General features: G+C 75.9%; 9 protein-coding genes. 1 reads left to right on the forward strand and 8 read right to left on the reverse strand.

Annotated elements, in window-relative coordinates; genetic code table 11:
• Nucleotides 1–30 precede the first annotated feature (30 nt).
• The 8 genes from ACZ5GH_RS34445 to ACZ5GH_RS34480 all read right to left on the reverse strand — a co-directional run bounded on the left by ACZ5GH_RS34445 (nt 31) and on the right by ACZ5GH_RS34480 (nt 12,501).
• Nucleotides 31–1,992, reverse strand: a complete 1,962-nt coding sequence (locus ACZ5GH_RS34445) for a TOMM precursor leader peptide-binding protein (protein ID WP_464336274.1) — start codon at nt 1,990–1,992, stop codon at nt 31–33.
• Nucleotides 1,989–3,776 (reverse strand): hypothetical protein, encoded by a 1,788-nt coding sequence (locus ACZ5GH_RS34450; RefSeq protein WP_464336275.1) that lies wholly within the window; start codon nt 3,774–3,776, stop codon nt 1,989–1,991. Before ACZ5GH_RS34450 ends, ACZ5GH_RS34445 begins: the two co-directional genes overlap by 4 nt.
• The gene (locus ACZ5GH_RS34455; RefSeq protein WP_464336276.1) at nt 3,773–4,948 is read right to left on the reverse strand and encodes a hypothetical protein; all 1,176 of its coding nucleotides are present in this window, start codon (nt 4,946–4,948) and stop codon (nt 3,773–3,775) included. Before ACZ5GH_RS34455 ends, ACZ5GH_RS34450 begins: the two co-directional genes overlap by 4 nt.
• Nucleotides 4,941–7,595 (reverse strand): lantibiotic dehydratase, encoded by a 2,655-nt coding sequence (locus tag ACZ5GH_RS34460; RefSeq protein ID WP_464336277.1) that lies wholly within the window; start codon nt 7,593–7,595, stop codon nt 4,941–4,943. The genes ACZ5GH_RS34455 and ACZ5GH_RS34460 overlap by 8 nt, the downstream gene beginning before the upstream one ends.
• 138 nt (nt 7,596–7,733) lie before the next feature.
• On the reverse strand, nt 7,734–7,916 hold the full coding sequence (locus tag ACZ5GH_RS34465; RefSeq protein ID WP_387757366.1) for a thiazolylpeptide-type bacteriocin: 183 nt from the start codon (nt 7,914–7,916) through the stop codon (nt 7,734–7,736).
• 811 nt (nt 7,917–8,727) lie between these two features.
• Nucleotides 8,728–10,206 (reverse strand): purine-cytosine permease family protein, encoded by a 1,479-nt coding sequence (locus ACZ5GH_RS34470; RefSeq protein ID WP_387757367.1) that lies wholly within the window; start codon nt 10,204–10,206, stop codon nt 8,728–8,730.
• 170 nt (nt 10,207–10,376) lie between these two features.
• A complete protein-coding gene (locus ACZ5GH_RS34475) occupies nt 10,377–11,246 on the reverse strand; it encodes an SAM-dependent methyltransferase (protein ID WP_387757368.1) in 870 nt (289 codons plus the stop codon).
• Nucleotides 11,247–11,769: 523 nt separating this feature from the next.
• Nucleotides 11,770–12,501 carry a DUF7873 family protein gene (locus ACZ5GH_RS34480; protein ID WP_387757370.1) on the reverse strand — a complete coding sequence of 244 codons (732 nt, stop codon included), beginning with the start codon at nt 12,499–12,501 and terminating at the stop codon, nt 11,770–11,772.
• 114 nt (nt 12,502–12,615) lie between these two features.
• On the opposite strand from ACZ5GH_RS34480, the gene ACZ5GH_RS34485 reads away from it, so the two are divergent.
• Nucleotides 12,616–13,524, forward strand: coding sequence for a hypothetical protein (locus ACZ5GH_RS34485; RefSeq protein WP_464336278.1), 909 nt, complete (start codon nt 12,616–12,618; stop codon nt 13,522–13,524).
• Nucleotides 13,525–13,535: the final 11 nt, after the last annotated feature.

Genomic DNA, 13,535 nt, shown 5'->3' on the forward strand with positions numbered 1-13,535 from the left:
CGGCGGGACATCAGGGGAACGGGTGGGACATCAGGGGAACGGGTGCGGGTGGAGCGGCAGTTCGTCGTGACGCAGCGGGCGCGGGGTGCGGCCGAGCCGGTACGGGACCTCCAGCAGCCGCGGCAGGCCGTGGGTGCGCCGGTTGGCCTCGCCGAAGGTCATCGGCAGCGTGCCGGGGACGATCACCTTGGCGCAGTACAGTCCGAGCCGGTCGCGCACGCCCGGCTCGTCCTGGCGGACCACCACGACCTCCAGGGCCTGACCGGCGAGCCGCTCGACCGTCCGCTCCAGCAGCGGCGTCAGGTCGTCCACGGGCTCGGGCGCGTCGGGCCAGCGCTCCCGCCAGGGCACCGGGGGCGGGCCCGCGAACAGGAAGTCCAGGCGGGGCTGCGCCTCGGACAGGGTGTTGAGGCCGACGTGGTCGTCGAGCGAGACCACCAGCTCGGGCCGCTCCAGCATGGTGCGCAGGCGCCGCGGGTCGCGCGGCCCGCCCGGTGCGGCGGAGCGGTGCGGCGCGTCCTGGACGTTGGTGACCACCTCGGCGACGGCGGAGCGGATCGCCGCCCGCGGGTCGTGGTGGGCTCCGGCGGCCAGGAAGGTGCGCGGGGCGTCGGGGTGGGTGCCCCGGTAGCGGCACAGCGCGAGCACCGACGGGATGCCCACGTCGTCGGTGGCGTCGAGCAGGGTGAGCCGGTAGCCGAGCAGTCCGGCGCGGTCGGCGAGTTCGGCCACCTCGGGGTCGTCGACGGGCACGGCGACGGCCGGCAGCGGGGTCCGCGCGTACCAGGCCAGCAGAAAGGCGTCGCGCTCGGCGATCTCGAACAGGCCGTACAGCGCGGCCTCCTCGGGGCTGTTGCCCAGGCCACAGCCGTTGGACGACTCGTACGCCACCCGGGGGCGGCCCGGGCCCGGCGGGTCCCAGTAGGCGAGGTGCTCGGGGACGGCTATCGGGCGGTCGTGGGTCAGCGACCAGCCGTGCACCCAGTCGAGCACCAGCTCCGGGGTGAAGGGGACGGTGGTGCGGGCGGGGTGGTCGCCGGGGTCGGGCAGGCCGAGCCGGACGGGGTCGAGGACGGCCTCGGGGCCGCGCTCGGCGACCAGCTCGGCGTAGGAGGCGCGCAGGGTGGTGCGGTGGCCGAGCGGACGCATGCCCGCGAGCCGCTCCACGCCCTCGAACAGGGCCACCCGCTCGCTGGAGCGGAAGTCCACCGACCGCCCGTAGCCGCCGTCGTCCCCCGCCCGGCCGTCGGTGACCAGGGCGGTGGTGAGGGCGAAGGCCGAGTCCTCGGTGCGGTAGAGGCGGCGGACCGGGCCGAAGCGCTCGTCGTGGAGTTCGGCGCGCAGCCGCTCGACGGTGGTCCGGTCGTTGGCGCCGCGCAGTACGGCGGGGTCGGGCAGCGGGCGGGGCGTGCGGGGCAGCCGGGCGGAGCCGGGGGCGTCCTCGGGGAGGGGGTGGCAGACGGGGCAGCCGCCGACCGGGCGGACCCGGTGGGTGGACCAGGTGGCGCGGTCGCCGTGGACCACGTGGACGGTGGCGTGGGTCGGGCCGGCCGGGGGGCCGTCGGAGGGCTCACCGCGGGTCTCGCCCGGGGTCTCGCCGGGGGGCGCGGGGGCGGTCGGCTCGGCGGCTTCGCCGGGTTCCTCGGCTTCGGCGAGGTCGGCGGCGAGGGCGGCCACCGCCTCGGAGAAGGCCGGGGTGCCGGTGCCGGCGAGGAGCAGGGCCGGGCTCTGCCAGGGCACCCGGCCGCCGGCGGTGGCGAGCCGCTGGAACTCGGCGCAGTGCAGGCAGGCGGGCGAACCGGGGTGCAGGACGGGGCCGACCACGGTCAGCGCACCGTCCTCGCGCACCGGCACCAGGCGGACGGGGTGCGCCAGGGCGTGCCGGCTGAGCTGCTCGGCCAGGCCGAGGGTCCAGGCGGTGAGGTGGACGACGGCGGTGCCGCTCGTGGTCGCCAGGGCCTGCTCGGGGGTGAGCACGGGGAGGTCGGTCACCGGTGGCCTCCGGCGGGCGCGGGCGCGGGCGCGGGCGCGGGCGCCGGGGCGGGCAGGAGGGCGGGGGCGGGGACGAGGGCGGTGAAGCCGCAGCCCGCCAGGGCGGCGGCCAGCGGGCGGGCGGCAGCCGTGCCGGGCCGCCAGGGGGCGGTGCGCAGCCCGGTCAGGCCGAGCAGCGCGGTCTGCAGATCCGCCTCGCGGTCGGCGAGCCCGGCGAGCCAGCGGCTCGTCCAGCCCTCGTCCACCCAGTCGACGAGCTGTTGCCCGGCGGCGGCCAACGGGGCGGCGGCGCCGCTGAACGAGGTGTGGTGGATGGCGGACAGCCCGAGGTCGCGGGCCGTCCGCCGGGTGAGGGCGTCCAGGGCGGCGACGGCGACCGCGTCGGCGGCGGTGGCCTCGACGGCCCGGCTCCCCTCCACGGTGGCCAGGTAGGCGGAGCCGGCGAGCCGACGGACCGTGAGGGCGGCGTCCCGGCCGAGGCGTCGGGCCAGCGCCGCCGTCCAGTGCCCGGCCTGCGGGTGCTCCCGCCACGGGGCCCCGGACGGCGTCCCGCCGTCGCCGCCGTCGCCGGGGGCGGCGGGGGCGGCGGGGACGGCGAGGGCGGCGCGCCGCAGCGCCCGGCCGAGGGCGTGCCCGGGGCCGGCGCCGACCGCGATGCCGACCGTGAAACCGACCGTCACGCCGTCCACGGCACCGACCGTGGCGCCCACGCGTCGCCCGGCGGCTCCCGGGTCGGCGGCCGCCGCCTGGAGCTCGGCGGCCCGGACGGCAGCCGCCAGCCGCGCGAGGTCGGTCCGGGCCGCCCCGGCCGCCAGGATCCCGTCCGGCGTACGGCAGGTGACCATCGCGGCGGGCAGCTGCGGCAGGTCGCCGGGGGAGGGCGCGTCGAGCACCCCGAGCCGGGCGTCGCCGAGCGCGGCGATGCGGCGCAGGGCCGTGTCGAGGTCCTCGGGCGGCTCGGCCGCGCGCCCGGGCCCCGCCGCCCAGGGGCGGTGCTCGGCGCGGAGCGGACGGGCCTCGGCGACGAGGACGGCGGGGCGGCCGGCGAGCAGCCGGGGGTCGTCCCGCGGGTCGGCCGGGTCCGGCAGCCCGGCCACGGCGCACAGCAGCCGCTGGGCCGTCGCGGCGGCGAGCAGCAGCGGCAGCGCCCTCGGGGCGGAACCGCCGTTGGCGCCACCGGAGTCGGGGCGCAGGCGCTCCGCGAGCGCGGCGAGATCGGCGCGGGCGCGCTCGGGGTCGGCGGGCGCGGTGACGAATCCGCCGTCCGGGCCGTACCACAGGCCGACGGCCACCGGCGGTTCGCCCGCGACGGCCAGCACCTGACCGGCGGGCAGCGCGGGCTCGGCGACGACCGTCGGCCGTGCCCCGCCCCGGGCGAGGGCGCGCGCCACCGCCCGGGCCGTCGCGTCGTCCGGGTCCGCCGAGGCGACCACCGGGTGCGCGGCGGCGAGGGCCGCCGCCGCGTCGCCGGGGCGGTCGGCCACCGAGCCCGGCCAGGGCGGCAGACCGGCGCCGTCGGGGTGGTCGACCAGCAGGTCGTGTTCGCGCAGCCGTGCGGTGACGGTGGCCAGCGCCGCCTCCACCTTGGGGTGCCCGGTCTCCGCGGTGGCCGCCGGGTCGCCGTCGAGCCGCGCGGACAGCACCTCCCACAGCGCGGGCAGCGAGCGGCTGCCCTCCAGGGTGAGGCTGGTGCTCCGGCCGCGCAGGTGCAGCCCCTCGCGCAGCGGGGTGACCGCCACGCCGGGGCGCAGGTGCGGGCGTTCGGTGACCGGTTCGGCCGTCACGCCGCCCCCTCGACCGCGCCGGTCACCTCGGCGATGTAGTCCTGCCACCGGTGCCCGGTGAGGTCCGGCACGCTGCGCACCACGAGGTGGGCGGCCAGGTAGCGTTCCACCGGCCGGACGTCGCAGATCGCGAAGAGCCGGTACAGGGCGTTGGTGCCGGTCCGGTAGACGAGGTAGTCGGCGCGGTCGAACAGCGTGCCGTCGGGGTCGCTGCGCGACAGCATCCGGTGGAACTCGCTGTAGCGGGTGCGCAGTTCGGCGTTCCAACGCTCGGCGGTGGCCCGGTCGCCGAGGGCCTCCGCGCGCCTGCGGTACTCCTCGCCGCGGCTGGAGAGGTCGACCCCGGCCGCCAGCAGCCGCTCGGCCCGGTGCCAGGCCGTGGCGGACCAGCGCGCCCAGTCCTGCTCCCAGCCCCGGGTGCCCCCGGCTGCCACTCGGCGGACCAGCTCCGTGACCGCCGGGCGGCCCTGCTCCCAGCGCCGCTCGAAGGCCGCCCGCAGGCGACCGTCCGGGTCCTCGTGGACGAGGAAGTCCTCCAGGTGGGAGAGGAAGGAGTAGTGCCCGCCGACCAGTCCGTCCGGATGGGTGCTCGCGTGCGCCGCCAGCGCCGTGACCGCCAGCTGCACCCGGGCCTGCGCGGTGTCGCCGTGCTCCCCGAGGAACGCGCAGGCCGACGCGATCGCGGGCAGCCCGCCGCGCATCAACTCATCGCGCAGCGCGGCCGGTTCGGCTCCGATCAGGGCGTGCAGGTCGGCCGTGGCCGCCGGGTCGACGGGTACCGTCCGGACGGTGTTGTCCGGCACCAGCGGGCCGTACGGCGGCGCGATCAGCTCGGCCCGTCCGGCGACGGCGGCCTCGGCGAGCAGCTGCTCCGGCGTGCGGTCGGCGACGGACGGGTGGGCGGCCGCCCACGCCCGCAGCACCTCGGCGGACTCCCGCGCCATGGCGGCCACGCGCTCGGCCGGCCCCTCCAGCCGCAGCCGCAGGTGCGGCCCGAACCGCCAGTGCCGCTCGACGTGGGCGCGCAGCCCCCGCTCCGTCGCCCGCAGCGCCAGCGGCAGGACGGCCTCGCGCAGGGCGGGCGCCTTGACGGGCTGGTAGTAGGTCAGGATCACGTCGACGGCCGTCCCGGGCGCGGGCCGGTCGGTCGGATCGCTCATCGGCTCACTCATCGGGCGACTCCTCGGCGCCGTGGCGGCGGTGCGGATGCGGGGCGGGCGGGCGTACGGGCGTGGCGGGGGCGGGCGGGGCTACGGGCGCGGCGGCGGGCCGGGCCGGACGGTAGGTCTCCGCGACGAGTTCGACCGTCCGGGTCGGTTCCGGCTGCCCGCCGACGAGGGGCAGGGCCTCCTCCAGCAGGGCGCCGTGCGGGTGGCGGGCGAGCCACCGGTCCAGGTGCCGCAGGTGGAGCGGGTTGCCGAGGTCGACGGGCTGCGGCTTGGGCGCCCGGAGCCGGTCGAGGAAGGCGTCGACGGGCGCGGCGTCCTCGGCGGGCCGGGCCACGGGGTGGAGGAAGAGCTGCTCGGGCAGGCCGAGGCGGGCGCGCCAGCGGGCGACGGCGGCGAGCGGGACGCCCTCCGGGCCGGGGTCGGCGGCGAGGTCGGCCCGCAGGGCGTCGAGGACCCCGGCCGGGAGGTGCCAGCGGCGGCGGGCCAGGACCACGTGCCGGTGGCGCAGCCGCGGGGTGCGGGTGACGGTGCCGCCGGGGGCGGGCAGGGCGGTGCGCGGCAGCAGCGGCTGGAGGGCGACGACGCCGTTCGGGTGGTCGGCGAGCAGCGGGGCGAGCCGCTGCGGCAGCATGATCGGGGAGAGGAAGCCCAGGTAGAGGACGTCGAGGTACTCGCCGGTGGAGCGCAGCCGGAACCGGAGCTGGTCGCTGTCGACGTCGTGGACCAGGTCGAGGTCGGCCTCGGCGAGGGCGGACCACCGGTGGTCGGGCCCGATCTCCTCGGCGAGCAGCAGCGGGTGCAGGTTGGCGTTGAAGCCGCCCACCGGCCGGAGCTGGGCGGCCCGCGCGTTCCCGCCGAGCCCGTCGCGGATCTGCCGGGCGACCTCGGCGGCGGCCCGCGGCTCGGTGGCGTCGAGGAACCGGCTGGTGAAGCGGCCCCAGCCGCAGTAGACGTGGTTGACGCACAACAGGCCGTCGGACGGCTCCCGTTGGACGAACCAGGAGTAGCTGAGCGGCCGGGCCGCCGTCCAGTCGGGCAGCCGGCCGGCCAGGGCGCGGACCCGGTCGGCGGGCAGCACGACCTCCCCGTCCACCTCCGGCAGGTCGGTGAACTCCCGTCGCAGGGCGGCGATCTCGTCGGGGACGGGGACGTCGGCCCAGGCGTCGCCGATGTCGGCGCCGAACTCCCACGGTGTGGCGCAGACGCCGCCGGCGCCGTACCGGGCGACGAAGCGGTCCCGGGCGGCCAGCCGGGTCAGGTGGCCGTGGTCGAACAGCTCGGCCAGCGCGGTGAGTTCACCGAGCGCGGCCCGGTCGGCGGGGCCCAGCCGGGGCTGCGGCGGCGCCGGGGCGTGGACGTCCTCGCTGAGCACGTTGAGCGGGAAGGCCTCCCCGGGCAGGGGCCGGCCGGCCTCGGCGAGCACCCGGCGCCAGTCGGCCGCCAGGGCGGCGAGCAGGCCCGGCCGGCGCTCGGCGGGCGCGGCCGGGTACGCCGCCGTGTCGTCGGCGAGCTTCCGTACGCTCCGGGCCAACCCGGCGTCCTCGGGCCAGGTGCCCAGCCAGGCGGCGAGCCGTTCCAGCGGCTCGGGGCTCTGCGGGTCGACCGGCTCGGTCGGGACCAGCAGCCCGGCGTCGAGGAGCCGGTCGACGAAGCGCCGGACCGCCGGGTCCTCGCCGGGGCGCCCGAGGGCCTCGGCGAGCCGTGCGACGAGCCGGTCCGGCGGGTCGGGGGTCTCGGCGAGGGAGGCGAGCAGCGCCAGCTCCGGCCGGGCGCCGAGCTCGACCTCCTCCTCGCGGCTGGCCAGGTAGCGGCCGCCGACGAACACCGTCCGGGTGCGCTGGTAGTGGGCCCGTCCGGCGTCGACGCGGGCGGCGCTGGTCATCCGGTGCGGCAGGCTCCGGCTGCGCCGGGGGTCGTCGAGCAGCGCCTGGACCAGCGCGCCGACCAGGGTCCGGTTCACCCGGACGACCGCGCGCGGTTCGGTCGGCGACTCGCTCCGGCACGGTTCGTCCGAGGCCCAGCCGACCGCCGTGAACCAGGACAGCGGGCTGCTCTTGCCGGTCGCGCGCAGCGCGTGGCGCAGGACCGCGGCCTCCTCCTTGCGGGCCCGGCCGCCCCGCCCGGCGCCCGGGTCCGAGGCGTTGACCACCGCGCGCAGCAGGTCGGCGCTGCCCAGTGCGACGGCGCGCCGGAACGCGGGCTCACGGCACACCGCGGCGAGTGCGGCCCGTTCCGCGGCCAGCGCCGGCGGCACGGCCCGCGCGAGCTCGTCCAGCAGCCGGGCGCGCTGCTCCCGCAGCTCCAGCCACCGGGCGAGCCGGGGGAGCCGGGCGGGCAGGTCCCCGAGCCGGTCGAGCTGCGCGGCGCGGGCCGCGCGGCCGTTGTGGAGGTCGCGGCGCAGCGGCAGGACGACCCGCCGGTGGAAGTCCTCGTCGTGTCCGGCCCGGCTGGCGTACAGGTCGTCGGCGAGCACGGGGCGCAGGGCGGCGTCGGCGGCCTCCGCGGCGGTGAGCCGCGCCAGCAGGTCCCGTACGAGAGCGGAGGGCGCGGACTGCGCGGCCCGGGTGAGCACGGCGGCGCGCACCAGCGCGTACGCCGAGGTTGACGTGGCGACCGGCGGCACGGGCGCCGACGGGGCACGGGTGGGCACGGCGGGCGACCTCCGATGCTGGCGGGTGGGGGAAGCGGGAACCCGGCGCGTTCGCGGCGGAACGCGCCGGGTTCCGTGGTGCTCCGGTCCTGAGCAGCACTGCTCGGTCCTGCTCGGGACCGCTCGGTGCCGCGACCCTCAGAGCTGAGTCGTGGGCGGGTGCACGATGCTGGAGTTGGAGGACGACTGGCAGGAGCTGGAGGCGGGGTTGCTGGAGGCTCCGCCCTCCGGCAGTGCGATGCTGTCCCGCAGCGCGGTGACGGTCAGCTCGCCCAGGTCGAGGTCGTCGAGCGCGAGGACGTCCTGCAGGTGGTCGGCCATGAAGGCTCCCGAAGGGTGTCGAAGGGATGGACCCGGCGGATCGTCAGGACGTCTCCGTGCCGGGCCCGCCGGACTCGGCGCACGAGGGCGAAACCGGTGGGAACACGATCCGGATCGGACCGGTCACCGGCCGGGCGCCACCGCGTCGCCGAGTGTAGGTCGGGTCGGTTCCGCCGAGTGGGCGCTGCGGTGATATTGGCTGGTAATCCGCTCCGGCCCGGCGGGGCGGTCCGCACCCGCCGGGCTCCGCGGTGTCCGGTTCGCCCGCATGCGTACGACCCTGAGCCCTGGACGGATCCGGCCCACCCGCCGCCGACGGGACGGTGCGACGGGGGAGACGGTCCGTCGGCGCCCTCGGGAAGCGGCAGCTCCGGCCCCGTACGGGCCGTCGACAGGTCCTTCACCCGGACTTCACGCCTCCTGCCCGACCGTACGACTCGCGTACCCGTGCCGAGGCGGTGGAGGGCCGGACCGGAGCCGTGCGGATTCGGCCAGCCGCCGGACCCGCGAAGCGCGCGGGCGTCCTGGCCGAACCGGGCGAGTGCCGTGCCGGGGAGGCAGACGTACGGACGACGGGCGAGGGCTGCCTCGCGGCCGATGGCGGCGAGTGATCCTGAGGGGATGACAAAGAGGTCGATCCGTGTCGGACGACCCGGGTCAGGACGGCAGCGGGGTGACGTCGCGGGCGGCGATGAAGGCGGGCCGGCGGCCGGGTGCGACACGGCCGTGAAACCGGACCGCCCGGCCGCCGACTCGGCTGAGTCGGCGACCGGGCGGTCCGGCGGGCGCGCGGAAGGCGCGCGTCGTGCGGTCAGACGGTGACCTGTTCGGTCCGCTCCGCCTGGAGGCCGGCGGTCCGCCCGGCGGTGCCGGAGGTGTTCTCCCGGGGCGTGGGGAGGACGGCCATGATCGCGCCGGAGATCACGATGGTCGCCGCCCAGGCGAGCCCGTACCGGCCGACGGGGGTGTCGGAGAGCGGTCCGGCGAACCAGTCGCACTTGGTGAAGGCGAGCCCCATCAGCAGCGCGAGCACCCAGGACACCATCGCCTGCCAGCAGAAGCCGCCCACGTACCAGTAGCGGCTGTTCCTGCCGGTGTCCATCAGCGCGGCGGCGTCGTAGCGCACCGCGCGCGACCGCCGGCGGAACATGTCCACCGCGTAGACGCCGATCCAGGCCGAGAAGGAGACGGCGAGCAGGACCAGGAAGGTGATGAAGGAGCCCAGGAAGCTCTTGGCGACCAGCATCAGCAGCAGGCCGCCGACCAGCGAGATCACGGCGTTGATGCTGACGGCCATGGCGCGGGGCAGCTTCACGCCCATGGTCTGCGCGGTGAAGCCGGCCGAGTACATGGAGAGGCTGTTGATCAGCAGCATGCCCACGATCGCGGTCAGCAGGTACGGCACGGCCAGCCAGGTCGGCAGCAGGTCGCCGAGGAAGGAGACCGGGTCCGCGGCCTGCGCCAGGCCGGGGGAGGCCACCGCCATCACGGCGCCCATCAGCACCATCGGCACCATCACCAGGCCGGCACCGGAGACCGTCACGCCGGCGATCTTCCGGCCGGAGGCGGAGTGCGGCAGGTAGCGGGCGAAGTCCGGGCCGGTGGGGACCCAGCTGATGCCGCCGGCGGCGATGGTCCCGATGCCGGCGATCATCATCGTGGTGGTGCCCGCGGGCTTGGCGAAGACCTCGCTCCAGTCCATGGTCGCGACCAGGTAGCCCAGCACCAGGATGCTGAAGACGCCGAAGAGGTACGTCGACCAGGTGTTGCAGACGTTCAGCGCCTTCCGGCCCATCCCGGAGACCAGGAAGGTGCAGGCGACGAAGGCGAAGAGCGTGATCACGATCAGCGCGGTGTTGCTCTTCACGCCGAAGAGCAGGTCGAGGACGGTCAGCACCGCGTAGGCGCCGGTGACGGCGTTGATCGTCTCCCAGCCGAACCGGGCGATCCAGAGGATCGCGCCGGGGAAGAGGTTGCCGCGCACGCCGAAGGTGGCCCGGGAGAGCGTGGCACCGGGGGCTCCGCCCCACTTCCCGGAGACCGACACCACGCCGACCATGCCGAAGGAGGCGAACGCGGCGCACGCGGCGACGATCAGGACCTGCCAGAAGTTCAACTGGTTGAACACCACCAGGGCCGCACCCATGGTGAGGAGCAGGACGCTGATGTTGGCCGCGACCCAGGTCGGGAAGAGCTCGCGGACTCTGCCCCGGCGCTCGTCGTCCGGGACGGGTTCGATGCCGCGGGTCTCTATCGCGCCGCCGGTTTCGGCGGTGGACAGGTTGTCCATGTGGGTGGCTCCGTGCGTGTGAAGCGGTAGATGAATCGGACAAATGGAGTATTCATGGAACTCTTCGCGCGTAGCGCGGGAGTTACGTCATCCTACTTTGTCCAGTTCGGCTTCAAGCCCCGCCCGGTGCCGGGCCGGAGCGCCGGGCGGGGTGGTGTCCTGCGCGGGTCTCAGGGCTTGACGGCGACGGCCGCGTAGAAGGAGACCTGGGCGTCGGTGACGGTGGCCGGGAGGGCGTCGTCGGTGGGGGTGCCGGTGCCGTCGTCGTGCCAGCGGTGGGCGGGGACGATGCCGGGGCCGAGGAGGTCGAGGCCGTCGAAGAGGGTGGCGAACTCGGCCTTGGGGCGAAGCCGCAGGGAGGTGCCGGCCTGGTTGTAGATCTTCTCCACCTGGGAGGCGCCGGCCGGGTCGAGTTCGGCGGTGGCGTGGGAGAGGACGAGCGCGGAGCCCGCCGGCAGGGGCGCCAGGAGGTGGTCGACGATGGCGCGGGCGTCGTCCAGCTCGGGAACGAAGTGGAGCAGGGCCACCATCGACACGACCAGGGGCCGGGTGAGGTCGAGGGTCTGCTGGACCTGGGGGGTGGCCAGGATGGCGGCCGGGTCGCGGACGTCGCCGTGGACGTAGGCGGTGCGGCCCTGGGGGGTGCTGGTCATCAGGGCGCGGGAGTGCGCCAGGACGACGGGGTCGTTGTCGGCGTAGACCACGCGGGCCCGCGGGTCGACGGCCTGGGCGACCTCGTGGAGGTTCGGCGAGGTGGGGATGCCGGTGCCGATGTCCAGCCACTGGCGCAGGCCGCGGCGGGCCAGGGCCCGGGTGGCGCGGCGCATGAAGGTGCGGTTGGCGTGGACCGCGGTGCGCATGGTGGGGAAGACGGTCAGGACGCGTTCGGCGGCCTCACGGTCGACCGCGAAGTTGTCCTTGCCGCCGAGGAAGTAGTCGTACATCCGGGCGCTGTGCGGGATGTCCTGACGTATGTGCAGGGCGGCCGATTCGTCGGACCCGAACGCGGCGGCCGTCGCCACGGTCTCGTCGGTGCTCATTCCCTGCCCCTTCGTCGGTGATCATGCCAGGCCCGCCGCAGTCTAGCCAACTCGCCTGCGCCGCGCGGGAAGTCGGCGGCCCTGGACGAGCGACAGGACCCGGGAGCGTAGCCAGCTCCCGGGCCCCTGTTTGCCGCCCAATTGCGCACACCGGCACGTTTAAGGGTCGCGGATCAGATTGAAATCGACGCGTTCTGCCTTTGAACTACCGTGCCACGGAGCGGCACAGACAGGACTCGAACCTGCATTCGTCGATATTCGTCCGCGCCCGGTCGATCCGGTGTTCGGCGGCGAATGCTGAGACTGGAGCGGGAGTCTGAGATTCAGGGGGTCTGCCTCTGCCTGCTTGGGCCACCCCGGCCGGTGGTGCCGGGGGGAGGATTCGAACCTCCACCGAAACCCCTGGTCAGCTTCAACATCAGTGTCAGCTTTTCGCACCGCGCAGCGTCCCCGCCCGGTTCTCCCGGAACGGTTCGGACGCGCTCGGTGCACCCGCCCGGCTCCCCGGGCGGGCGTTCACGGGCTACCGGAAGAGGTAGCCGAAGACGGCGTCACCCACCCGCTGGTCGGTGACCTCGACGGCGTTGGCCTCCTCGCGGGCGAACTTGACCGCCTGCTGGAGCCGCTCCACCCGGTCGGCGAGCTCGTTCACCCGGCGGGCCGGCAGCGCACCGGAGAACTTGACCGTGGTCCAGTAGCCGACCGCGATGTCCTCGTAGTAGACCTCGACCTGGGCCGGGTGCTTCTCGGTGGCCTCGGCCTTGACGTGGTTGCGCGGCACCTTCTTGGTCCGGATGGTGCGCACCGGCTCGGTCTTCCAGGAGTCGGTGGACGGGTCGAGGTTCCACGACTCGGAGGCGTCCAGCACCGGCAGCTTCTTCACGAAGGTGAACAGGTCGGTGAGCTGCTTCTCCAGGAAGAGCAGGTACGGCACCGGCACCTGGGGGAGGAGCACCTGGCCGTCCACCACGACGTCGGCGCGGGCGTCGACGTTGGCCCAGTCCTTGGTGGCCGTCACGTCGAAGAGCCGGGTGAGGGTGTTCGCGGTCGACCGCAGGATGTCCTCGGCCTTCAGCTGCACCCGGGTCGACTCCGGCGGCAGCTGCTCGCCCTCCTCGTCCTTGGGCTGGTAGGTGCGGGAGATCCCGGCCAGCAGCGCGGGCTTCTGCAGGTCCTGGTGGGCCTGCGTCAGCTCCTGGAAGGACTTGGACTTGACGCCCTTTTCGACGGCGATGATCTGGTTCAGCTTTGCCACGTCGGGGACGCTACCAGTCCCGAACTGAACGGCGACACCCGATTATTGACCGAGTGGCGGCCGAAGCCCCGGCCGGACCGCTCGGACCGCTCGGACAGACGAGGAGAGAGGGCCATGGCCATCGCGCCGATCACCTCCCGTGACTTCCCCACCAGCCCGCTCGCCCTGCGCTTCGCCGACCCCGCCCGACAGGTCCGGGCCCGCGCGTTCGCCGCCGAGCAGGCGAGCGCCGCCACCGAGGCGGCCGGCCTGCTGGCCCGGATGTGGCGGGCCGCCGCGGACCGGTCGGCCCGGGTGGCCGCGCTGGCCGCCGTCCACGCCCACCTGGTCGACTGGCGCTACCGGCTCGCCGTCTCGATGGGCCCGCCCCCGGGCGGCGTCGCCTTCGACCCGGAGCGCTTCCGCACCCCGATCAGGGAGGGCGACACCAACTACGACCGCCTCGGGGACGTCGGCCGCCTGCGCGAGGGCGCCCGGTGGGACCAGGCCACGCACAGCTACACCGGCGGCCGGGCGACCCCGGCCTGGGAGGCCATGCTCCGCTACGGCCGTCTCGCCGAACTGCGCTTCGCCGCCGAGGGCGTCAGGGGCGACACCCTGCAGAACCGGGTGCTGCTGCCGGACGGACGGCGGGTCGCCGGCAACCGCCTGCTGCGGGGCGAAGCCGCCCGCCGCGCCGACGCCGAGCTCGTCGCCCGGACCGCGGCCCGGGGCCTGGACGCCTCCCGGCTGGAGACCGGCGGCAGGCCGGTCTACACCGCCACCCCCGCTCCCCGGGACAGCGCCGTCCTGCACTCCGCAGCCCTCGGCCTCCTGGCCCGGCCCCGGCTCACCGTCCAGGACTACCTGTCGGCCCGCTACCTGCTCTTCCAGGCCCCGCAGACCAAGAAGGGCAGCGACGCCGTGACCAGGACGTTCGTCGTGGCGGTCGGCGCCGTCGCCCTCCCCGGCGCCAGGCCGGCCCTGCCCGAGGACGTCGACCTGCGCTGTTACGTCCTCGGCCAGCCGCGCCGGCGCCGGTAGCAGGGCAGCCG

The sequence above is a fragment of the Kitasatospora sp. Xyl93 genome (assembly GCF_055383135.1).

Bases quoted from the DNA above. Each gene is read 5' to 3' on its own strand.
- ACZ5GH_RS34455 (WP_464336276.1), bottom strand. From the start codon at position 4,948: ATGAGTGAGCCGATGAGCGATCCGACCGACCGGCCCGCGCCCGGGACG.
- ACZ5GH_RS34465 (WP_387757366.1), bottom strand. From the start codon at position 7,916: ATGGCCGACCACCTGCAGGACGTCCTCGCGCTCGACGACCTCGACCTG.
- ACZ5GH_RS34470 (WP_387757367.1), bottom strand. From the start codon at position 10,206: ATGGACAACCTGTCCACCGCCGAAACCGGCGGCGCGATAGAGACCCGC.
- ACZ5GH_RS34475 (WP_387757368.1), bottom strand. From the start codon at position 11,246: ATGAGCACCGACGAGACCGTGGCGACGGCCGCCGCGTTCGGGTCCGAC.
- ACZ5GH_RS34485 (WP_464336278.1), top strand. From the start codon at position 12,616: ATGGCCATCGCGCCGATCACCTCCCGTGACTTCCCCACCAGCCCGCTC.